Here is a 19,976-nt window from a genome sequence, read left to right as displayed (position 1 = left end):
CGCCATGAATGACCTCATCCACCATATGATCTCCTCCGGCCCGCGGCCGGTGGCGCCTTTCAGTCATGCGGTGGAGGCGGGCGGCTTCGTGTTCGTGACCGGGCAGATGCCCACCGACCCCGCAGCGCCGGACGCGCCGCTGCCCGAGGGCATCGAGGCGCAGACGCGGCGTGTGATCGACAATCTCAAGGTGGTGCTGGGCGGCGTCGGCCTGGGCCTCGGCGATGTCACCATGGCGCGCATCTATCTGACCCATTTCGAGCGTGACTATGCGGCGCTCAATGCGCTCTGGCCGAGCTTTTTCGAGCCGGGCAAATTGCCGGCGCGGACCACGGTGGGGGTGACGGCGCTGGCCGTCGGGGCACTGGTCGAGATCGATCTCGTGGCACGGCGGCCGGCCGTCTAGTGCGTCTGGCGTGGGGCGCATTCGGGAGAGGCACCTCACAAGTCATTTCGTGTCTTGCAAATTTTCCGCGAACTGCGATCAACTGTGACGATCATACGAACGACGGGGAGGGTCGGGCGTGTCATTTGCTTTGCGTGTCACGAGGGTGATCGACGAGATCAGCCGTCGCGTTGGACTGGTCGCGGTGTGGCTGGTTCTGTTGTCTGCCTTGGTCAGCGCCTTCAATGCCATATTCCGCTATTCGATCAGCGCCATGATTTCGCTCGAGCGCAGCATGGGTGGCGGCGTTTTCGGCGGCATGGTCTGGATCTATACCAACTATTCCAACGTGCTCTCCGAGAGCGTTTGGTACATGTTCGGCGGCATGGTCATGCTTGGCGGCGCCTGGACGCTGAAGATGAACGAGCATGTGCGCGTCGACCTCCTCTATGGCGCGGTGAGCGAGCGGACACGGACCTGGATCGATCTTTTGGGCGGGCTCTTCTTTCTGATGCCGCTCTGCATTTTGCTGATCTATTTCACCTGGCCCTGGTTCATGCAGGCCTGGGTGCAGAACATCACCTCCAATGCCGCGGGCGGGCTGCCGCGCTGGCCGGTGCGGCTGATGCTGCCGGTCGGTTTTGCCGTGCTGATGCTGCAGGGCATTGCCGAGATCATCAAATGCATCCTGGCGCTGACCACCAACTATGTCCGCGAATTTGCCTATGAGAAGCCCGTCCAATGATCGATCTTATTCGCGAGAACATGGCGCCGATCCTCTTCGGCGGCCTGGTGTTGTTCCTGCTCATCGGCTACCCGGCGGCCTTTTCGCTGGCGGCGGTGGGGCTCTTCGGCGGGCTTGCCGCTATTGAGCTGGGGCTGATCGCCCCGACCTTTCTCGGCAATCTCACTTATCAACTTTATGGCGTGCTCTCGAACGAGCTGCTGCTGGCCATTCCCTTTTTCACCTTTATGGGTGTCATTCTCGAAAAGAGCGGGCTAGCGGAGGATTTGCTCGACGGGTTTGGACAGCTCTTTGGTGGCATTCGCGGCGGGCTCTCCTATGCCGTGATCATCGTCGGGGCGATCCTCGGGGCCATTACCGGCACGGTGGCGGCTTCGGTGATCGCCATGGGCCTGATCTCGCTGCCGGTGATGATGCGCTATGGCTATAATGTCCGGCACGCGACCGGCGTGATTGCGGCTTCGGGCACGATTACTCAGCTCATTCCGCCTTCGCTGGTGCTGATCGTTCTGGCCGATCAGCTGCAGCGCTCCCCGGGTGAAATGTATATCGGGGCGACCGGGGCCTCGATCGTGCAGGTTTTGCTGTTCATGGGCTGGGTCTTTATCCTCTCCATCATTCGCCCCGAACACGTGCCGGCGCTGCCGCCCGAGGCGCGGACGCTGCGCGGCTGGCCGCTCTGGGCGAAAATCATCCGTGGCACGGTGCCCTCGCTGGCGCTGATCTTCATCGTGCTGGGCACGATCCTCTTGGGGCTGGTGACGCCGACCGAGGCGGGGGCCATGGGTGTTGTCGGCGCCATGCTGCTCGCCTGGATGAATGGGCGGCTCAAATGGCAGGTTACCTGGGATGGCATGGTCTCCACCATGCGCCTCACGGCCATGGTGGTTTTTATTTTGCTCGGCGCGCGCGTCTTTACCCTGGTGTTCCAGGGCGTGGGGGGCGGTCACTGGATCGAGGAACTGCTGTCGAACCTGCCGGGCGGAGTCGTTGGCTTTCTGATCTTCGTCAATATCTTCGTCTTTATTCTGGCCTTCTTCCTCGATTTTTTCGAGATCGCCTTCATCGTCATTCCGCTGCTTGCGCCGGTGGCGGATTCGATGGGCATCGATCTCGTGTGGTTCGGCGTGATGATCTGCGCCAATATGCAGACGAGTTTCATGCATCCCCCGTTCGGTTTTGCGCTCTTTTACCTGCGGGGCATTGTGCCGCGCGACAAGGTGAAGACGACCGATATCTATATGGGCGCGATCCCCTGGCTGGTGCTGCAACTGATCCTCGTGGGAATCTTGATCGCGTTCCCGGAGCTGGTGACCTTCTTCCTCGACAAGGGGCCGGAGGTTGATCTCAATTCGGTGGAGATCGTCTTGCCGCCGATGGGTGGCGGCGAGGTAACGACGCCGAACTTCACTGCACCGCCGCCGCCGAGCTTTGGGGCGCCGCCAGCACCGACGTTCGAGGCTCCACCGCCGCCGAGTTTTAATTGAGGGCTCGGCCTTCTTTCCTCTCCCGCTTGCGGGAGAGGGGGACCGCGCGTCGCGCGGTGGAGAGGGGTGCTAGAGGGTGGAGGTTGGGTTGCGGGCACCGGACTTCATACGCGACAGGGCAAAGACTCTGCGGCGGGCGATGACGCAGCCGGAGCGTACTCTTTGGGCGATGCTTCGGCGCGATCAGTTGGGGCTACATTTTCGGCGGCAGCACCCGGTCGGGCCCTATGTGCTGGACTTCTATTGCGCCAAAGCGAAGCTTTGCGTCGAGGTGGATGGGCCGTCACATGCGGATCGTTTGGAGTACGATCAGCGCAGGACGGTTTGGCTGGCTACCGAGGGCATCCGCGTATTACGGTTCACGGACGACGAGGTAGAGCAGCGCCCAGCGGTGGTCATCGCTGCGATCCTGCGCGCGGCTCCCCCCTCCACCGCCTGATGGCGGTCCCCCCCCCCCGCAGGCGGGGGAGGAGTCCAGACTGAGGGTCTTGCGTTAGAGCGCGTTGGCGCGCTGCTGGCTTTGCATGAAGGCGTCGTAGTTCAGTTCGGCGATCTGGTTCCAGAGGTAGTGATCCTTGCGGAAGGCCTTGATGGAGTCCCAGATGGTCTTGAAGTGTGGGCTCGATGCTTCGAGTTCAGCATAGGTTTCATTGGCGGCCTTAAAACTGGCTTCCATGATTTCCGGGCTGAAGGGGCGGAGCTGGGCGCCTGCGGCCACCAGCTTCTTGATGGCGGTGGGGTTCACATAGTCGTATTTGGCGAGCATGTCGGCGCTGGTCGCCTGGCAGGCGGTCTTGAGCAGCGACTGGTAACTGGCCGGCAGCTCTTCGAACTTGGTCTTGTTGATCAGAGCGTGGACGGTCGGGCCGCCTTCCCACCAGCCGGGATAATAATAATAGGGCGCGACCTTCTGGAAGCCGAGCTTTTCGTCGTCATAGGGGCCGACCCATTCCGCCGCGTCGATGGTGCCTTTTTCGAGCGCATTGTAGATTTCGCCGCCGGGCATGGGGGTCGGGATGACGCCGAGCTTGGAGAGGATGGTGCCGGCAAAGCCGACGCGCATTTTGAGGCCCTGTAGGTCGGCGACGGAGTTGATTTCCTTGCGGAACCAGCCGCCCATCTGCGCTGCGGTATTGCCGCAGGGGAAGCCGACGATGTTGTAATTGGAAAGGAACTCGTTGGTGATGTCGAGGCCGCCGCCATAATAGTACCAGGCGCTCATGCCGCGGGCATTGAGCGAGAAGGGAATGGCGGCCATGGCGGCCCAGGCGACGTCCTTGCCCGAGAAATAGTAGCCCACGGTATGAGCCATTTCGATCGAGCCTTCGGATACCGGATCGACCACTTCGAAAGCAGGCACCAGTTCGCCGGCGGCGAAGACGTCGATGGTGAAATTGCCGTCGGAGGCTTCGCTGACATATTTGGCCAGCGTTTCGCCGCCGCCATAGATGGTGTCGAGGCCGGGTGGGAAGGACGAGGCCAGGCGCCAGGTGATTTTGGGCTGGCTTTGGGCAATGGCCGGCATGGCGAGGCCGGCCGACGCAGCAACGGCGCCAGCGCCAACGGCACCGGCCTTGGAAAAGAATTTCCGACGATCCAAAATGGTTCTCCCTCAATGGGGCCGGCTATCCTCCTGCCAGCCTTACTGAAACAATACACGGCGGCGTGAGCGAGTAAAGCGGCGGCGAAACGCGGAAACGCGGGTGGATGGACTGGCGGGGCAGGCGCCGAAAATGCTAAGGGCAGGCCGGAACATTGAGGGAGAAGAGCATGTTCGTTGTCGGTGGAGAAAGCCTGGTCGATCTGGTGCCGGTATCGGCGGCGCCGGGAGCGGAACGGCTGGCTTTGCCGGGAGGCTCGCCCTTTAACTGTGCTATTGCGCTGGCCAAGCTCGGTAATGAAACCGGCTTTCTGTGTCCCATCAGCCAGGACGAATACGGCGAGTTGTTGCTCAGGCCTCTGGCTGAGGCTGGTGTTTCGCTGTTGCTGAAAGATCGTGTGCCGGAGCCGACGACCAAGGCCGTGATCACTTTTAACGCCAAGATGCAGGCAAGCTATGTGTTCGAGCGCGGCGCCGATCGCGCTTTTACGCGCGAAGGCCTGCTGGCGGCGCTGCCGCCCTCGCTTGAGCTCTATCAGATCGGCGGCTTTGCCCCGATGCTGGAAGAGGACGCGGAAAAGTGGCTGCCGGTGGTGAAGGCCGCCATTGGCCGCGGGGCGACGATTTCCTTCGACATCAATGTGCGTAAGGTGGATGACGAGGACGGCTATCGCCGCAGGCTCGAGACGTTCCTCGACCTCGCCCACATCATAAAGCTCTCCGAAGAAGATCACGAATGGCTGGAGCCGGGCATTGATATCGAGGAGCATGCAAAACTACTCCTCGACCGGCCCAATTGCGAGCTGGTGGTCGTCACCCTCGGCGAGCACGGCTCGCGGGCGTTCTCCAATGTCGCCAGCGCCGAGGCGGGCATTTATGCGCCGCCGGTCTTTGGCGACACGGTGGGCGCAGGCGATAGCCTGATGGCTGGCATTCTCACCTGGCTCAACGAAACCGGGGCGCTGAAGCTTGGAAAGCTGGGCACTCTGGACGAGGCGGCGTTGAAGACGACGCTACGCTTTGGCGCAGTGGTGGCTGGGCTCAATTGCGCCGAAAAGGGGTGCAAGCCGCCGACCCGTGCACAGGTCGATGCTGTACTCGCAAGCAGTTGACCACTGATACCATTGCGATTTTCGACTCGCTCTGATGTGATCGCCCAACGTCGTCCGGGGGACAGTCATGAAGAAGCGTTGGTTGGCCTTGGCTGTCGTCGCGGTGGTGGGGGTCGGGGTTGCAGCCTATTTTCTCAAGCCCGTCGAGGGGCCGGCGCGCGACCTGACGCTTGTCGGTGATGCGGCGCGCGGTGACTATGTCATGCGGCTGGCGGGCTGCGTTGCCTGTCATACCAATGCCGCCGATGGCGGAGCCGAGCTGGCCGGCGGGGTGGGGCTCGAAACGGCTTTCGGGACTTTTGTGCCGCCTAACATCACCTCGGACCCAGAGGCAGGCATTGGCTCCTGGACGCTAGAACAGTTTTCCGACGCGCTCAGCAATGGCATGGGGCCGCAGGGGCACCTTTATCCGGCTTTCCCCTATGAAAACTATACGCTGATGACCGATCAGGACGTGGTCGATCTCTATGCGGCGATGATGGCGACGGAGCCCGTGGCGACGCCGTCTGCGCAGAGTTCCGTGCAGTTTCCGTTCAATGTGCGGTTGCTCATGGCTGGCTGGAAAAACCTGTTCTTTTCGCCGCGGCGGTTCGAGCCGGAGGCGGAGAAGGACGAGGTCTACAATCGCGGCAAATATCTCGCCATGGGGCCGGGCCATTGCGTTGCCTGCCACACGCCGCGCAATGCCTTGGGCGCTCTGGAATGGGACCAGGCTTTTGCGGGATCGCCCGGCGGCACGGGCGGCCGGGCTCCGGCGCTGACGCGCGAGGCTTTGGTTGCTGAAGGCTATGACGTAGCGACCCTGGCGCAGACGCTCAAGGACGGGTTTACGCCGGGCTTTGACGTGTTGGGCGGAGCGATGGGCGAGGTGATCGTGGATTCGACCTCGTTCTGGACGGACGAGGATCTGAATGCGGTCGCGGCGTATCTGATGGCGGAGTAGACAGTACGCTACCACCGGCCCTTGGCCCCGAGCCGGGCGAAGAACTGCTCGCGGTGCCAAGCCAGAGCTTCGCGATCAGGCCAGGTCGCAACCGCATCGTTGAGCGCCAGCAGGCCCGTACGATTGACGGTGTCGGCAATGTCCGGCCGCATCGCGTGCATGTTTATGATGATTTCGAACTGCGGGCCTGCGGTCCAGGCAAAGCGCTGGAACAGCACCCCCGGCTCGGGGTCGAGAAACAGAAAATTGCTCACATGCAGTTTGCCGCCTCTGTCGGGCGGGCGGATGATGCAGGCGACGCCATTGTCAGTGGGCACATCGGAAAAGCTGCAGCGCCGCTCATACTGGCGCGCCAGTTGGTTGGTGAATTGATAAATTGCGACGACGAAGTTGTCGCTGGCCGGAGCGTCGTCGATCTCATTCTGGCCGAGGGACCGCGCGATAATCTGCTCGAAGTCGTTTTCGGAAAGTTCCACGATGCTCGTATCCGTCCGAGGTTCGTCGATGAACGAGAGCGTTTCGGGGAAAAGGCGCAGACTGGCGATATGAACTAGCGCTCCACCTTCGCCATCCTCGCTCAGGCGGTCGAGAATGCCGAGTGCCACATAACCCTGCTGGGCAGACGGCGGGATAGACGCGACGATGATCTGTTCTCCAAGCCGCGCCGCGAGGGACAACATGGGGTCTGTGGTACATGCGAAAAGCTCGGTACCGCCATCGAAAAGCGGTCTGTCGAGACTGGTGAAGAGGATAAGCTTCGACAAGGAACGCCCCCCGACGTTCCCTTATCTTTAAGCAGGAATACTACCCGCACAACTACGTAGTTGCGTGGCCGTGCGGGAAGCGAAAGACCCCAGCGTGGTCGGCGGGGTCTTGAAGGGTGTCAGGCGATCGAAATGGTTCAGGCGGTGTAGGCCCTAACGTTCTGCCTCTGCTCGCCGAGGCCTTCGATGCCCAGGTGCATGACATTGCCCGGCTTGAGCCAGACAGGTTCGGGCTTGATGCCCATGCCGACGCCCGGAGGGGTGCCGGTGGTGATGATGTCGCCGGGCTGCAGGCTCATGAACTGGCTGACATAGGAAACGACCTTGGCGACGCCAAAGATCATCGTCTTGGTGGAGCCGTTCTGGTAGCGGTGGCCGTCGACTTCAAGCCACATAGAGAGGTTCTGCGGGTCGGCGACTTCGTCCTTGGTGACCATCCAGGGGCCGATGGGGCCAAAGGTGTCGGCGCCCTTGCCCTTGTCCCAGGTGCCGCCGCGCTCGGTCTGGAAGTGCCGCTCGGAGACGTCATTGCAGACGCAGTAGCCGGCGACGTGATCAAGGGCGTCGGCCTCGTCGACGTAGCGCGCTTCCTTGCCGATGACCACGGCGAGTTCGACTTCCCAGTCCGGCTTGATGGCGTTCTTGGGGATGATGACATCGTCATTGGGGCCGATGATGGCGCTCGTGGCCTTCATGAAAATGATCGGCTCGGCTGGGATCGGCGCGCCGGTTTCGGCGGCGTGGTCGGCATAGTTGAGGCCGATGCAGATGAATTTGCCCACGTTCGCGACGCAGGGGCCGATGCGTTCGGAGGCGTCCAGCCTGGGCAGGAGATCGATGTCCGTTGCTGCAATTTTTGCCAGGCCTTCGGGGAGAAGGGTCGCACCGCCAATGTCCGATACGACGCCGCTGAGGTCACGAATGGAACCGTCCTTGGCGATGATGGCAGGCTTTTCTGACCCTTTGGGGCCAACGCGAAGCAGTTTCATGGGGCAAAGCTCCTCTTTCTCTGGCCTCGCTGATAGAGGCTAACATGTTAGTCTGTCGAGTGCGACTTTCGCTTGGTGCGTTCGCTTCTCACGATTTGGGACGAATGATGCCCTTCTTGAGCAGGATATTGCCATAGAGCCGGGTTTCGCCTGACTGAACAACCGCAGCGGCCTTCTTGGCGCGATCGTAGAAAGCGAAGCGTTCGACGGTCGAAAAGCGCATTTCCGGTTCGTGGCGCGTGATGATCGTCTGGAAATCGTCGTAGATGGGCTGGCGGGCATGGGGATCGCCGACGACGGCCATGCCGATGGCGGCCTGATCGACAAAATCGTCGAGCGGCATGACGGTCAGGATCGCTTCGAGGAGGTCCGTGGCGGAAATGCCGTCGGCGCGGTGGACGGTCGGCCCAAGAAATTCAGCGGGGAAATTGGCGTCGGCAATGACGATCTCGTCGCCATGGCCCATGGCGCGCAGGGTGGCGAGGAGTTCCGGGCCGAGCAGCGGCGGAATGTTTTTCAGCATTTTGGTCTCCGGGAATTGTCTGTTGTCGCGTCAGCCGAACGGGAAATAGTCGGCGTCGAGCACGGTTTCGGTGCCGTCGGCAAAGATGCCGGGGTTTTGCTGGGCGAAGGCAAAAAGCTCGACCATGACGGCGTCGATATGGGCGCGGATGGCGGCGATGGCCTGGGGCGTATCGGCAGCGACGATGCCGTCGAGAATCGCCTGATGTTCGGCGATGGTCAGAGCGAGGCGGCGCGGGGTGATGATGAGCCGGCGGGCGCGGTCGAGATTGGCGCGGGCCTTGTCGATGATGGCCTTGACCTTGGTCATCCGCATGGTGCGGAAGATGATGTCGTGGAAGGCGACGTCGATCTGGTGGAAGGTTTCGGCATCGTCGCGGGCGGCGGCGTCGCGTTGCTCGGCCATATTGGCGTGCAGCGCTTCTATGACCTCGGCGTCGTGCTTGCCGATGAGGACGCGCAGGGCCTCGCTTTCGAGGCCCTTGCGGATCAGCATATATTCGCGGACATCGGCGATCTTCACCAGCGATACGGTCGAGCCGCGCTGGGGGGCGATGTCGACGAGGCCTTCTTCGGCAAGGCGGGCAAAGGCCTCGCTGACCGGGAAGCGCGAGACTTCGAACTGGGCGCAGATGGCCGACTTGTCGAGCACCGCGCCGGGGGGCAGGGCCAGGGTGACAATGGCCTGGCGCAGGGCCTGGGTGACCTCGGCGGTCACATTGCCGCGCGCGAGGGTCGGGGGCCGTGTCAAAAAAGAGTAGGAACTTGTATGGTTGTTCATGCTAACATGTTAGTTAGTGTGCAGCCGTACCGCAATGGCCCCAATCTGACTGCGATGCGGAACGGCGTAAAGCACGAGTTGAGACCTCATACCACCGGAATGACGCCGATGTCCGAGACCATGACCCGCCCGCAGGGCAAGACACTGACGCTCAACAGCGCCGACAATATCGCCGTGGCGCTGGCCAATCTCGATATCGGCGCCGAAACGGCGCAGGGCGTTTCCATCGTTCGCCGCGTGCCGCGCGGGCACAAATTTGCCACAAGGCCCATTGCGGCCGGCGAAGCGGTGGTCAAGTTCGGGCAGATTATCGGTTTTGCCAAGGAAGGCATTCCGGCCGGCGACTGGGTGCATGAGCACAATTGCGGCATGGGCGGGCCGGATGGCTCGCTGGAGCATGATTATGCTTTTGCCGAGGGTGTGGTGCCGGTCGAGTTTCTTACAGGCACGCAGCAGGCGACGTTTCAGGGTTATCGCCGCTCCAATGGCAAGGTGGGCACGCGAAACTATATCGGCATTCTCACCTCGGTGAATTGCTCGGCCACGGTCGCAAAATTCATGGCGCAGGCGATCAATAATTCGGGTGTGCTCGACGACTATCCCGAGATCGACGGCATCATTCCCTTCGTCCATGGCACGGGCTGCGCCATGGACAATCAGGGCGAGGGCTATCAGATCCTGCGGCGGACGCAGTGGGGCTACACGGCCAATCCCAATCTTGGGGCGGCGCTGCTGGTGGGCCTCGGCTGCGAAGTGTTCCAGATCGAGCGCATGAAGCAATCCTATGGGATGACCGAGACGGATACGTTCCGCACCATGACCATCCAGGAGATTGGCGGCACGGCCAAGATGATCGAATGGGGTGTCGAAAAAATCAAGGAAATGCTGCCGATCGCCGCCAAGGCGCGGCGCGAGACCATTCCGGCTTCGGAACTGACACTGGCGCTGCAATGCGGTGGTTCCGATGGCTATTCTGGGATTACGGCCAATCCGGCGCTGGGTGTTGCCGCCGATATTCTGGTGCGCAATGGCGGCACGGCGATCCTGTCGGAAACGCCAGAGATTTATGGGGCCGAGCATCTACTTACCCGCCGCGCCGTCAATCGTGAAGTCGGCGAAAAGCTGATTTCGCGCATCAAGTGGTGGGAGGATTATACCCATCGCAATGGCGGCGAGATGAATAACAACCCGTCGCCGGGGAACAAGGCGGGCGGGCTGACCACGATTTTGGAAAAGTCGCTGGGTGCGGCGGCCAAGGGCGGTACCTCGCCGCTGACAGCGGTCTATGAATATGCCGAGCCGGTGACCGAAAAGGGCTTTGTGTTCATGGACACGCCCGGCTTCGACCCGGTTTCGGCGACGGGGCAGGTGGCGGGTGGCGCTAATATTCTGGCGTTCACGACGGGGCGTGGCTCTGCCTATGGCTGCAAGCCGGTGCCTTCCATTAAGCTGGCGACCAATTCAGAGCTTTATGGCCGCATGACCGACGATATGGACGTCAATTGCGGGGATATCGTCGAGGGTGTTTCCATCGAGGACAAGGGGCAGGAGATCTTCGATCTCATGCTGCGCGTCGCCTCGGGCGAAGAGACCAAGTCGGAAAAGCTTGGCTATGGCGACAATGAGTTCGTGCCCTGGCAGGTTGGGGCGGTGATGTAGGAAGCGCCGCTGGCGGCACCTCGCCCTCATCTTCTTCCCTTAGCCTGGAGGGGATGGGGGTACACGCTAGGCTCGGAACAGCAAATTGGCGCAGCCCCCAAAAAGCAACAGGGCCCGCACCGGAGTGCAGGCCCTATGAAATCAAACCGTGAACCGGTTCTCAGCCCTGGCGGGCCTTGAAGCGCTTGTCCACCTTGTTGATGATGTAGACGCGCCCGCGACGGCGGACGAGCTTGTTCGCGCGGTGGCGCGTCATCAACGCCTTCAGCGAGTTGGTGATCTTCATCGTCTTATTCCCTGGTCAAATAAAAGGGGCGCCAGAGCGCCCAAAAACTGCGCTCTTCATAGGGAAAAGCCTCCGGTCTGTCAACGCGCCCGACAAAGAGTTTTACCCCTTTCGACTCCGGCCATCCCTCGCCCCCGTTAACCGGCAGGTCAGCCTTGATAGGCTAGAGTTTTTGCCGGTTCCAGGGGGCTGGGAATGGACAAAATAGTCAAGCACGGCGTCGTCGTCGCCGATCCGGTAGAGAACATGGCTTCGCTGATCGCTGCCATGGTGCGTGGCCTCGGCCATCGCATGGTCCTGGAAATCACGAACCCGCGCGAACTGAAAGCTGTCCTAGACAGCCGCTCCTATAGCCTGATCATCCTCGATGATATGATGGGCCAGCCGGACGCCGTCGAACTGGTCCGCCAGATGCGGACCGATATCGAAAGCCCCAACCGCACGACAGCTGTCATCATGATGTCGGCAGCACCGGACATAACCCGCATCGCCGAAGCGCGCGATGCCGGGGTCAGCGAATTTCTGAAGAAGCCTTTCTCGGCCACCGATCTGCAAAAGCGCATTGCCGGCCTCGACATCATGCCGCGCGAATTCATCGATGCCCCCGACTATGCCGGCCCCGACCGACGGCGGCGCAAGCTCACCGCCGGCATCGAGGATCAGCGCACAATCTCGGAAACGGAAACTTAAGCGCCAGCCTTCGGCGCGCTACGCGGCGGAATGTCGTTCGAATAGATATTGTGCAGGCCGACATTGAGAATGTCGCGCTCGCCGCACAGAGCCATTGTGGTGTCGAGCTCCTTGCGGATGATTTCGAGCACGCGCGTCACGCCCGCTTCCCCGCCAGCCCCGAGACCATAGAGCATCGGCCGGCCGATAAAGGTCGCCTTGGCGCCATAGGCCAGCGCCTTGATGACGTCCTGGCCCATGCGAATGCCGCTATCGAGATAGACTTCCGTCTGGCGGCCGACCTTGTCGACGATCTCGGGCAGAACCCGGATGGTCGAAGGCGCGCCATCAAGCTGACGACCGCCATGGTTGGAAACAACGATCGCATCAGCGCCGTTGTCGACCGCCGCCTGCGCGTCATCGACATCGAGCACGCCCTTGACGATCACCGGACCGCCAAAGCGCTCCTTGATCCAGCGTACGTCCCCCCAATTGAGCGTCGGATCGAACTGGCTCGCCGTCCATGCCGAGAGCGAAGCAAGATCGTGATCGCCGCTGACATGGCCGACAATATTGCGGAAGGTGTGCCGCTTGGTCCCCAGCATGCGGGCGCACCAGAGCGGGTGTTGCATCATCTGCCAGATCGAGTAGGGCGTGAATTTTGGCGGCGTCGACAGGCCATTCTTGATGTCCTTGTGGCGCTGCCCGAGGATCTGCAGGTCCATCGTCAGCACCAGCGCCGAGCACTTGGCCGCCTTGGCGCGGTCGATCAGGCGATTGATGAAGTCGCGGTCGCGCATCACATAGAGCTGGAACCAGAACGGCGCCGTGGTGTTCTCGGCAATGTCCTCGATCGAACACACGCTCATGGTCGAGAGCGAAAAGGGAATGCCGAACTTTTCAGCAGCCTTTGCCGCCTTGATCTCCCCATCGGCCGTCTGCATGCCGCCGGTCGCAGCCGGCGCGATGGCCACGGGCATGGTGATTTCCTTGCCCAGCATTTTCGTCTTGAGGTTACGACCCTCAAGATTGACCGCCACCTTCTGGTTGAGCTTGATCTTGTTAAAATCGCTCTCGTTCTCGCGATAGGTGCCCTCCGTATAGGAGCCACTATCGGCATATTCGAAGAACATTTTTGGCACGCGCCGGCGCGCCACCCGCATCATTTCGTCAACGGTGAGAATCTTGTCGATGGCGGTCATGGCCGAGGCTCCAAAAGCGCGTTCGACCTGCCCTAGCAACTAACATGTTAGTCGTCAACTTTGAGGCGTCCCGCAGGGCAAATCGCGCCGGTGGCGCGATTTGAGCCGAGAAGGCCATGAGCGCTATGCGCGAATGGCGCAGCATTGAAGACCGAGAGCCACCCTCAAATCACCCCACCGGCGCCGTCGATCGCCTGCCGATCATCAGCGTCGAAAAAATCACCAGGAACGCGAAGACCACCATGCTCCCGGCCACCACATGCGCCTTCTCCCATTCCAGTCGCTCGACAAAATCGTAGATGGCGATGGACAGCACCTTGGTCTGGCCCGGAATATTGCCCCCGATCATCAGCACCACGCCGAATTCGCCCATAGTATGAGCAAAGGCCATGATGGCACCGACGAGATAGCCGGGCATGGCGAGCGGCAGCGTCACGCGCAAAAATCGCTGTCTCGGTGAGGCGCCCAGCGTATCGGCCACCTCCATCACCTCGGTATCGATAGCGGCAAAGGCATTGCGCAGCGGCTGTACCATGAAGGGGAGCGAGGCAATGGCGGCGCCGATAACGAGACCGCCAAAGGAAAAGGCAAGGGTCCGCGCGCCCCACAGCCCGGCAAGAGCGCCGCCCGGGCCATTGGGCCCGAGCGCGAGAAGAAGATAAAAACCGAGCACGGTTGGCGGCAGCACCAACGGAAGGGAGACGACAGCTCCCACCGCCTCCTTGCCGCGCCATTGGCTGCGCGCCAGCCACCAGGCAAGAGGCGACCCGACCACCAGCAGGACCACCGTGACGCTGGCGGCCAGCGCCAGCGTCAGCAGAACTGCGGAAAGCAGCGGGTCGCCACCGATCATGGTACCGAATAGCCTGACGCTTCGATCACCGAAACGGCTTCGTCGGACTTGAGGAAGTCAAGGAAAGCGACGGCAGCCGGATTGTTCTCGCCGGTCTTGAGCAGCACCGCGCCCTGCGCGATCGGCTCATGCAGCTCAGCCGGCACCAGCCACTGGTCGGCCTTGCCGAGCACCTGGCTTGCCGCGACAAAACCCAGTTCGGCATTGCCGCTTTCGACGAATTGCAGCGTCTGGGAAATGTTCTCACCCTGCACAAGTTTCGGCGTCAGCGTTTCAAGCAGACCGAGTGCGGTCAAGGTTTCAATCGCCGCCTTGCCATAGGGGGCCGCTTCCGGATCGGCAATGGCGAGCTTGTTATAGTCGCCCTTGAGCGCTGCCTCGCCATCGGTCACGTCACGCCCCGGCGCATAGAGCGCCAACCGGCCCTCGGCATAGACAAAGGCAGTGCCTTCGACGCCAAAACCCTCGTCGATCGCCTTCTGCGGACGCGTATCGTCAGCCGCAAGGAAAACGCCAAAAGGGGCAGCCTGGGTGATCTGGGTATAGAGCTGGCCGGTGGCCCCAAAGCTCAGCTCGACCTGATGCTCGCCCTTGGCCTCAAAGATTTCGGCGAGCTCTTCCGCCACGGCAGTGAAATTGGCGGCGACGGCGACATTGACGGTTTCGGCAAAGGCCGGGACGGAACTCATGGCCACAAGGGCAAGGGAAAGCAGCAGGCGGGACACAGAAGCCTCCGATATGTTTGGGTGGCCATATCGATGGAGGAAAGGCCTCGCTTTCGCAAGCGATATGTTCATGTGGAAATATCGGAAACCACTGCCCTCAGGGCTTTGACGTCATTGGCGATAGCGGCTTCCGTCGCCTTCTCCATGGCGCGATAACGTGCCAGCACATCTTCCCCGAGCGGGGTAAGCGACGCGCCACCCTGCGCCGCTCCACCACGGGCGGTTTCGACCAGCGGTTTTCCGAACCCCTCGTTGAGCGCCTGCACCAGGCTCCAGGCCCGCTTATAGCTCATGCCCATTTCCTTGCCGGCAGCGGAAATGGAACCTGTCCGAGCGATGCCTTCAAGCAGGTCGGCCCGGCCGGGCCCGACATAGGCCTTGTCCGTGAGGACAATGCGGAGATGGCCGAGGCCGGAAGGGGGCGAAGGCTTGTTCATGCGAAAACCCGAGCCCCCGAATGACTTAGCCGCGCAGTGCGCTCGCTTCCTTGGCCAGCGCCTCAATACGGGCAAAATCGCCGCTTGCCAGCGCATCGGCCGGCATGATCCAACTGCCGCCCACGCAGATGACATTGGGGAGGCTCAGATAGGTCTTGGCCTTGGCCGGATCGATGCCGCCGGTCGGGCAGAAGGTGATATCGGGCAGCGGCGACGCAAAGGCTTTCAGCACCGGCGCGCCACCCAGCGCTTCGGCCGGGAAGAATTTGAGGAACGAGTAGCCACGCTCGGCCGCCGCCATGGCTTCGGTCGGGGTGCCGATACCGGGCAAAAGAGGAATGGCGACGTCGTCGGCCGCATCGAGCAGACGCGGCGAAGCGCCCGGCGATACCATGAAGCGGCAACCGGCATCGACCGAAGCCTTCATATGCGCTGCGTGCCGCACCGTGCCCGAACCAACGATTGCACCGGTCACCTTGGCCATTTCTTCCATGACCTTCAGCGCATTGGGCGTGCGCAAAGTCACTTCCAGCACCGGCAGGCCACCGGCCACCAGCGCCTCGGCCAGCGGCCGCGCCTGGGACACATCATCGAGAATGATAACGGGCACGACGGGCGCCAGCGAGAGAATGGAACGAATGGCGTTTGCGTCCTGCGGCATGGGCATCACTTCCAGAAAAGCAAAGGAAAGGTTCGCCGAAGGGTTAGGCCCAAGGCCCCGCTCCTGCAAGCGCCATTGCGCAAAAAAACCACGCAAGGTTGCCTATGTCGCTGGGCGACCGTAAATATTGCGAAGGCCCGCAAGAGGAGATCGCATCATGCAATTCGACAGCTTCACTCTCGACGGCCTCAGCGTCACGCTGATCGGCCTCGGCATCCTGCTCATTCTGGTTCTGTTCGCCGGCGCCAAGACCATTCCGCAGGGCTACAATTATACTGTCGAGCGTTTTGGCAAATATACCCGCACGCTCAAGCCGGGCCTTAACCTCATCATTCCCTTCATCGACACGATCGGCAAGAAGATCAATGTCATGGAGCAGGTGCTCGACGTCCCCCACCAGGAAGTCATCACCCGCGACAATGCTTCCATCACCGCCAATGGCGTCACCTTCTACCAGATCCTCGATGCGGCCGCCGCCGCCTACGAAGTCTCCAATCTCGAGAATGCCATTCTCAACCTGACCATGACCAATATCCGTACGGTCATGGGCTCGATGGATCTCGATGAACTCCTGAGCCACCGCGACGAAATCAACGAACGCCTGCTGCGCGTCGTCGATACGGCAGTATCGCCCTGGGGCGTGAAAATCACCCGTATCGAAATCAAGGACATCGACCCGCCCAAGGATCTCGTCGATTCCATGGGCCGGCAGATGAAGGCCGAGCGCGAAAAGCGCGCCACGATTCTGGAAGCCGAAGGCCGTCGTCAGGCCGCCATCCTCAAGGCGGAAGGCGAAAAGCAGGCTCAAGTGCTCGAAGCAGAAGGCCGCCGCGAAGCCGCCTTCCGCGATGCCGAGGCCCGCGAACGGTCGGCCGAAGCCGAAGCCAAGGCCACCCAACTCGTGTCCGACGCCATCGCCTCGGGCAATGTGCAGGCGATCAACTACTTCGTCGCCAACAACTATATCGAGGCCCTGGGCAAGCTCGCGACCTCGCCCAACCAGAAGGTGCTGATGCTGCCAGTCGAAGCGTCGAGCGTCATCGGTGCCATTGGCGGCATTGCCGAAATCGCCCGCGAAACCTTTGGCGGCAGCGCCCCTACACCCCCGGCCCGCCCGGCTTCGCGTCCGCCCACCGCCGGCCAGCCGCCGCGCGAACCCGACCAGTTCTAGGCGAGGCACCATGGCGCTCATCGCGTTTCTTGCCGCCAATGCCCCATGGGCCTGGATCATTGCCGGGCTCATCCTTCTCGCGCTCGAACTCTTCGTGCCGGGCGGCTATCTCCTGTGGCTGGGTATCGCGGGGCTCATAACCGGGCTTGTCGTGCTGTTCGAGCCCATCGCCTGGCCCTATCAGTGGCTGATGTTCGGTGTGCTGGCCCTCGTCGCCATCGTCCTCTGGACGCGCTGGAGCCGCAGCCGTCCCAGCCAGTCCGACCGACCCTATCTCAATCGCCGCGCCGACAGCTTTGTCGGCCACGAAGCCGTGCTCGAGCAACCCATTGCCGGGGGCTTCGGCCGTCTGACCCTAGGCGATACGATCTGGCGCATTTCCGGGCCCGATCTGCCCGCGGGGCAGCGCATTCGCATCACCGGCAGCGAAGGCGCCGTGCTGCTGGTCGAGGCAATTTGAGACAGAAGGCAAGTATTCGTTAACCATAAGCTGAAAGGATCGCGCGCGGGGCGCCCTCTTTGCCCCCGGTTTTTCGGAGCGCGATTTGCCTTTGTCGCAGCATATCAGGAGCCTGGCCTTGGGCCTGGTTGCCGGCCTCATGGCCGGCACGGCTTTTGCTGCGCCTGCACTGCTCGCAACCGAACCGGTCGATGAAACGACCACCGGCGGCATTGCCGCGCCGCGCCCCCAGACCGCCTCCGATCCCACGCTTTCCAATGCCCGTCTGCGGCCGGGCGTCTACCCCGCCCAGCCGGTCCCGCCCGAATTCGCCATTGGCCCGGAAACCAGCGAAACCGCGCCGCTCGACTGGTCGGTGGGCCTGCGCGGCACCTATCTCAATTCCAATGGTACAGGCAGTTTCGTCACCCATTTCCTGCCGCGCTTCACCTATACCCATGCCGGCGGCATCGCCACCATAGTGGTCGATGGCAGTGCTGATATAGCCAAGACCGGCGGCCAGGATTTGCCGACCCTCGCCTCTGGTAGCCTGACCATTTCGGGCTCCGCGCCGATCGATTCGGTCACCACAGCCTCGGTCTCCGCCAATATCGGCCTCAGCCAGGACCTGCCGGGCACGGCCGGACTCTCGCCCTCGATCATCACCCCGCCGCAGATTTTCACAGGCGGCGCCGAATTCGGCGTTACCCGCCAGTTCGGCAAGTTCAATGTCGGCGTCGGCGCGGGCATCGACCGCACCGTCTATGGCCCAACCGACCGCACCGATACCGGCCTAACCGACAATGCCGAACAGAACTATTGGGCCGCCAGCGCCAATCTCCGGCTCGGCTACCAGATCACACCCATCTTCGAGGTATTCGGGGAAGGCGAAGTGCAGCGCGATATTTTCGATGTGCCGACGGCCAGCCTCGGCACCTATCCCAACGCCACCAATCGTTCGCTGCGCGCCGGCATTGCCGGCAAGTGGAACAACATCTGGTCGGCCAGCGCCTCGGTGGGCATTGGCGAACGCGTCTTCGATGAAGCGACGCTCGGCGCCATTCGCGCCCAGCTCTATGGGGCAGAAGTCAGCTACACGCCCGATTCAACGGTGAAACTGACCGCCGGGCTCGAAACCGCACTCGCCCCGGCCGGCGCCGACAATCCGGGCAATGCCCGCATCCAATATACCGCCTTCACCAATGCCCAGTATACGGTCAATACATGGCTGCGCCTGCGCGCCTCGGCCAATTGGAGCAATTCCGAACTCGTCGGCACCGGCACCACCGAGCGCCGCCTCGGGCTCGGGGCTGGTGCCGACTATGTCTTCAACGCCCATACGAGCCTGAATGCCGATTACGGCTACGGCAATACCGACAATTCCAACGGCAACACCCAGACCCATCAGGTGAGCCTGGGCGTCACGATCGCACGCTAGGGAAAGAGGGAGGCTCCCCCTCGCCCGGCGTCATTCCCGCGGAAGCGGGAATCCCTGTTTTACGCCAAGATTGAGATTCCCGCTTTCGCGGGAATGACACCGTGAGATTGTCCCGCTTCGCCCTAGAGCTGCTCTTCGAGATCGAGCTTACGAAGTTCGCGGATGAAGCCGGGACGAATGTCGTCGCGCTCCAGCGCATAGACCACATTGGCCGTCAGGAAGCCGATCTTGGAGCCGCAGTCGAAGCTCTTGCCGACATATTTGACGCCGGTGAAACTCTGCTGGTGCATCAGGGTCTGCATGGCGTCGGTGAGCTGGATTTCGCCGCCCGCGCCCTTGGTCTGCTCAGCAAGCAGCGAGAAGATTTCCGGCTGCAGGATATAGCGGCCCGAAATGATGAGGTTTGACGGCGCGTCTTCCTTCTTGGGTTTTTCGACCATCTGGGTCAGCTTGAAACCCGTGTCCGGGCCATCGCCGCGCCCGATGACGCCATAGGACGACACCTCGTCATGCGGCACTTCTTCCACCGCGATGACATTGCCGCCAGTTTCCTCATAGGCATCCATCATCTGCTTGAGGACGCCCGGCTCGCCCTTGAAGAGCATATCGGGCAGGAGCAGCGCAAAGGGATTGTCCCCAACAATATCGCGCGCACACCAGACGGCGTGGCCGAGGCCCAGCGGCTCCTGCTGGCGAGTAAAGCTGGTGCGGCCCGCCGAAGGCAGATCCTTTTGCAGTTCACGCAAGGCTTCGTCCTTGCCGCGCACTTCCAGAGTCGTTTCCAGCTCGAACTGCCGATCGAAATGGTCCTCGATGACGCCCTTGTTGCGGCCGGTGACGAAGACGAAATGCTCGATCCCCGCTTCGCGCGCTTCGTCCACCGCATATTGAATCAGCGGACGGTCCACCACGGTCAGCATTTCCTTCGGCATCGCCTTGGTGGCAGGCAGGAAGCGGGTTCCGAGGCCAGCGACAGGAAAGACGGCGGTGCGGACGCGTTTTGACACGGATTGTTCCCTTGCTTTGTCGATCTGAACTTAGGCGTAGACCTAAATCGACATCTGTTACATATCCTTGCACAACAAAAGAGCTTTTGCGGCAGGAGTAC

The 19,976-nt window shown here is 61.8% G+C and carries 23 protein-coding genes; 11 read left to right on the top strand and 12 right to left on the bottom strand.

Features of this window, described 5'->3' with window-relative positions; all coding sequences use genetic code 11:
• The first annotated feature begins 25 nt into the window (after positions 1-25).
• From J7557_RS15520 to J7557_RS15505, 4 genes are all read left to right on the top strand, one after another.
• On the top strand, positions 26-406 hold the full coding sequence (locus tag J7557_RS15520) for a RidA family protein (RefSeq protein ID WP_291420973.1): 381 nt from the start codon (positions 26-28) through the stop codon (positions 404-406).
• A gap of 118 nt (positions 407-524) precedes the next feature.
• Positions 525-1,130: a TRAP transporter small permease subunit gene (locus J7557_RS15515; protein ID WP_291420945.1), complete on the top strand. Its 606-nt coding sequence runs from the start codon at positions 525-527 to the stop codon at positions 1,128-1,130.
• Entirely contained in the window at positions 1,127-2,617 is a 1,491-nt protein-coding gene (locus J7557_RS15510) for a TRAP transporter large permease subunit (RefSeq protein ID WP_291420944.1), read from the top strand. The genes J7557_RS15515 and J7557_RS15510 overlap by 4 nt, the downstream gene beginning before the upstream one ends.
• A gap of 76 nt (positions 2,618-2,693) precedes the next feature.
• Positions 2,694-3,056 (top strand): endonuclease domain-containing protein, encoded by a 363-nt coding sequence (locus J7557_RS15505; protein ID WP_291420943.1) that lies wholly within the window; start codon positions 2,694-2,696, stop codon positions 3,054-3,056.
• A gap of 54 nt (positions 3,057-3,110) precedes the next feature.
• Here the strand turns inward: J7557_RS15505 and J7557_RS15500 are convergent, their stop codons facing one another.
• Positions 3,111-4,217: a TRAP transporter substrate-binding protein gene (locus J7557_RS15500; protein ID WP_291420942.1), complete on the bottom strand. Its 1,107-nt coding sequence runs from the start codon at positions 4,215-4,217 to the stop codon at positions 3,111-3,113.
• Positions 4,218-4,387: 170 nt separating this feature from the next.
• Here J7557_RS15500 and J7557_RS15495 point away from each other — a divergent pair, with 170 nt between their 5' ends.
• Positions 4,388-5,329: a PfkB family carbohydrate kinase gene (locus J7557_RS15495; RefSeq protein WP_291420941.1), complete on the top strand. Its 942-nt coding sequence runs from the start codon at positions 4,388-4,390 to the stop codon at positions 5,327-5,329.
• A 67-nt stretch (positions 5,330-5,396) separates the two neighbouring features.
• Entirely contained in the window at positions 5,397-6,272 is an 876-nt protein-coding gene (locus J7557_RS15490; RefSeq protein WP_291420940.1) for a cytochrome c, read from the top strand.
• A gap of 8 nt (positions 6,273-6,280) precedes the next feature.
• Here the strand turns inward: J7557_RS15490 and J7557_RS15485 are convergent, their stop codons facing one another.
• From J7557_RS15485 to J7557_RS15470, 4 genes are all read right to left on the bottom strand, one after another.
• Positions 6,281-7,036, bottom strand: a complete 756-nt coding sequence (locus J7557_RS15485) for a hypothetical protein (RefSeq protein ID WP_291420939.1) — start codon at positions 7,034-7,036, stop codon at positions 6,281-6,283.
• 137 nt (positions 7,037-7,173) lie between these two features.
• Positions 7,174-8,025 (bottom strand): fumarylacetoacetate hydrolase family protein, encoded by an 852-nt coding sequence (locus J7557_RS15480; protein ID WP_291420938.1) that lies wholly within the window; start codon positions 8,023-8,025, stop codon positions 7,174-7,176.
• An 88-nt stretch (positions 8,026-8,113) separates the two neighbouring features.
• Positions 8,114-8,548, bottom strand: coding sequence for an RbsD/FucU domain-containing protein (locus tag J7557_RS15475; RefSeq protein WP_291420937.1), 435 nt, complete (start codon positions 8,546-8,548; stop codon positions 8,114-8,116).
• A 30-nt stretch (positions 8,549-8,578) separates the two neighbouring features.
• The gene (locus J7557_RS15470) at positions 8,579-9,298 is read right to left on the bottom strand and encodes a GntR family transcriptional regulator (protein ID WP_291420936.1); all 720 of its coding nucleotides are present in this window, start codon (positions 9,296-9,298) and stop codon (positions 8,579-8,581) included.
• A gap of 150 nt (positions 9,299-9,448) precedes the next feature.
• Here J7557_RS15470 and J7557_RS15465 point away from each other — a divergent pair, with 150 nt between their 5' ends.
• Positions 9,449-10,987, top strand: a complete 1,539-nt coding sequence (locus tag J7557_RS15465) for a UxaA family hydrolase (protein WP_291420972.1) — start codon at positions 9,449-9,451, stop codon at positions 10,985-10,987.
• Positions 10,988-11,147: 160 nt separating this feature from the next.
• Here J7557_RS15465 and ykgO read toward each other — a convergent pair whose 3' ends face one another.
• Positions 11,148-11,273: a type B 50S ribosomal protein L36 gene (ykgO, locus tag J7557_RS15460; protein ID WP_035086881.1), complete on the bottom strand. Its 126-nt coding sequence runs from the start codon at positions 11,271-11,273 to the stop codon at positions 11,148-11,150.
• Positions 11,274-11,468: 195 nt separating this feature from the next.
• On the opposite strand from ykgO, the gene J7557_RS15455 reads away from it, so the two are divergent.
• On the top strand, positions 11,469-11,963 hold the full coding sequence (locus tag J7557_RS15455; RefSeq protein WP_291420935.1) for a PleD family two-component system response regulator: 495 nt from the start codon (positions 11,469-11,471) through the stop codon (positions 11,961-11,963).
• Here the strand turns inward: J7557_RS15455 and J7557_RS15450 are convergent.
• The 5 genes from J7557_RS15450 to eda form a co-directional block, all read right to left on the bottom strand.
• The gene (locus tag J7557_RS15450) at positions 11,960-13,135 is read right to left on the bottom strand and encodes an alpha-hydroxy acid oxidase (RefSeq protein WP_291420971.1); all 1,176 of its coding nucleotides are present in this window, start codon (positions 13,133-13,135) and stop codon (positions 11,960-11,962) included. The two genes, J7557_RS15455 and J7557_RS15450, sit on opposite strands and share 4 nt — an antisense overlap.
• Positions 13,136-13,313: 178 nt before the next feature.
• Positions 13,314-13,997, bottom strand: a complete 684-nt coding sequence (gene modB, locus J7557_RS15445; RefSeq protein ID WP_291420934.1) for a molybdate ABC transporter permease subunit — start codon at positions 13,995-13,997, stop codon at positions 13,314-13,316.
• A complete protein-coding gene (gene modA, locus J7557_RS15440; RefSeq protein WP_291420933.1) occupies positions 13,994-14,722 on the bottom strand; it encodes a molybdate ABC transporter substrate-binding protein in 729 nt (242 codons plus the stop codon). Before modA ends, modB begins: the two co-directional genes overlap by 4 nt.
• Before the next feature lie 68 nt (positions 14,723-14,790).
• Entirely contained in the window at positions 14,791-15,159 is a 369-nt protein-coding gene (locus J7557_RS15435) for a winged helix-turn-helix domain-containing protein (protein ID WP_291420932.1), read from the bottom strand.
• A 25-nt stretch (positions 15,160-15,184) separates the two neighbouring features.
• Positions 15,185-15,820: a bifunctional 4-hydroxy-2-oxoglutarate aldolase/2-dehydro-3-deoxy-phosphogluconate aldolase gene (eda, locus tag J7557_RS15430; RefSeq protein WP_291420931.1), complete on the bottom strand. Its 636-nt coding sequence runs from the start codon at positions 15,818-15,820 to the stop codon at positions 15,185-15,187.
• Positions 15,821-15,977: 157 nt separating this feature from the next.
• Here eda and J7557_RS15425 point away from each other — a divergent pair, with 157 nt between their 5' ends.
• The 3 genes from J7557_RS15425 to J7557_RS15415 all read left to right on the top strand — a co-directional run bounded on the left by J7557_RS15425 (position 15,978) and on the right by J7557_RS15415 (position 18,868).
• Entirely contained in the window at positions 15,978-16,991 is a 1,014-nt protein-coding gene (locus tag J7557_RS15425) for an SPFH domain-containing protein (protein WP_291420930.1), read from the top strand.
• Between the two features lie 10 nt (positions 16,992-17,001).
• Positions 17,002-17,451 carry an NfeD family protein gene (locus J7557_RS15420; RefSeq protein ID WP_291420929.1) on the top strand — a complete coding sequence of 150 codons (450 nt, stop codon included), beginning with the start codon at positions 17,002-17,004 and terminating at the stop codon, positions 17,449-17,451.
• 118 nt (positions 17,452-17,569) lie between these two features.
• The gene (locus J7557_RS15415) at positions 17,570-18,868 is read left to right on the top strand and encodes an outer membrane beta-barrel protein (protein WP_291420928.1); all 1,299 of its coding nucleotides are present in this window, start codon (positions 17,570-17,572) and stop codon (positions 18,866-18,868) included.
• A 122-nt stretch (positions 18,869-18,990) separates the two neighbouring features.
• On the opposite strand, the gene galU is transcribed toward J7557_RS15415, so the two are convergent.
• Positions 18,991-19,875, bottom strand: coding sequence for a UTP--glucose-1-phosphate uridylyltransferase GalU (galU, locus tag J7557_RS15410; protein WP_291420927.1), 885 nt, complete (start codon positions 19,873-19,875; stop codon positions 18,991-18,993).
• Positions 19,876-19,976 lie beyond the last annotated feature (101 nt).

Origin of the sequence: Devosia sp. (assembly GCF_017744655.1) — a bacterium.
Lineage (GTDB): Bacteria > Pseudomonadota > Alphaproteobacteria > Rhizobiales > Devosiaceae > Devosia.
The sequence above is the reverse complement of the archived record's forward strand: the minus strand, read 5'-3'. Positions and strand labels throughout refer to the sequence as shown.

Excerpts from the sequence above, each read along its gene's own strand:
- J7557_RS15455 (WP_291420935.1), top strand. The coding sequence starts at position 11,469 with ATGGACAAAATAGTCAAGCACGGCGTCGTCGTCGCCGATCCGGTAGAG.
- J7557_RS15425 (WP_291420930.1), top strand. The coding sequence starts at position 15,978 with ATGCAATTCGACAGCTTCACTCTCGACGGCCTCAGCGTCACGCTGATC.
- J7557_RS15480 (WP_291420938.1), bottom strand. The coding sequence starts at position 8,025 with ATGAAACTGCTTCGCGTTGGCCCCAAAGGGTCAGAAAAGCCTGCCATC.
- J7557_RS15465 (WP_291420972.1), top strand. The coding sequence starts at position 9,449 with ATGACCCGCCCGCAGGGCAAGACACTGACGCTCAACAGCGCCGACAAT.
- J7557_RS15495 (WP_291420941.1), top strand. The coding sequence starts at position 4,388 with ATGTTCGTTGTCGGTGGAGAAAGCCTGGTCGATCTGGTGCCGGTATCG.
- eda (WP_291420931.1), bottom strand. The coding sequence starts at position 15,820 with ATGCCGCAGGACGCAAACGCCATTCGTTCCATTCTCTCGCTGGCGCCC.
- J7557_RS15490 (WP_291420940.1), top strand. The coding sequence starts at position 5,397 with ATGAAGAAGCGTTGGTTGGCCTTGGCTGTCGTCGCGGTGGTGGGGGTC.
- J7557_RS15420 (WP_291420929.1), top strand. The coding sequence starts at position 17,002 with ATGGCGCTCATCGCGTTTCTTGCCGCCAATGCCCCATGGGCCTGGATC.
- J7557_RS15510 (WP_291420944.1), top strand. The coding sequence starts at position 1,127 with ATGATCGATCTTATTCGCGAGAACATGGCGCCGATCCTCTTCGGCGGC.
- J7557_RS15475 (WP_291420937.1), bottom strand. The coding sequence starts at position 8,548 with ATGCTGAAAAACATTCCGCCGCTGCTCGGCCCGGAACTCCTCGCCACC.
- J7557_RS15435 (WP_291420932.1), bottom strand. The coding sequence starts at position 15,159 with ATGAACAAGCCTTCGCCCCCTTCCGGCCTCGGCCATCTCCGCATTGTC.
- J7557_RS15520 (WP_291420973.1), top strand. The coding sequence starts at position 26 with ATGATCTCCTCCGGCCCGCGGCCGGTGGCGCCTTTCAGTCATGCGGTG.
- modB (WP_291420934.1), bottom strand. The coding sequence starts at position 13,997 with ATGATCGGTGGCGACCCGCTGCTTTCCGCAGTTCTGCTGACGCTGGCG.
- ykgO (WP_035086881.1), bottom strand. The coding sequence starts at position 11,273 with ATGAAGATCACCAACTCGCTGAAGGCGTTGATGACGCGCCACCGCGCG.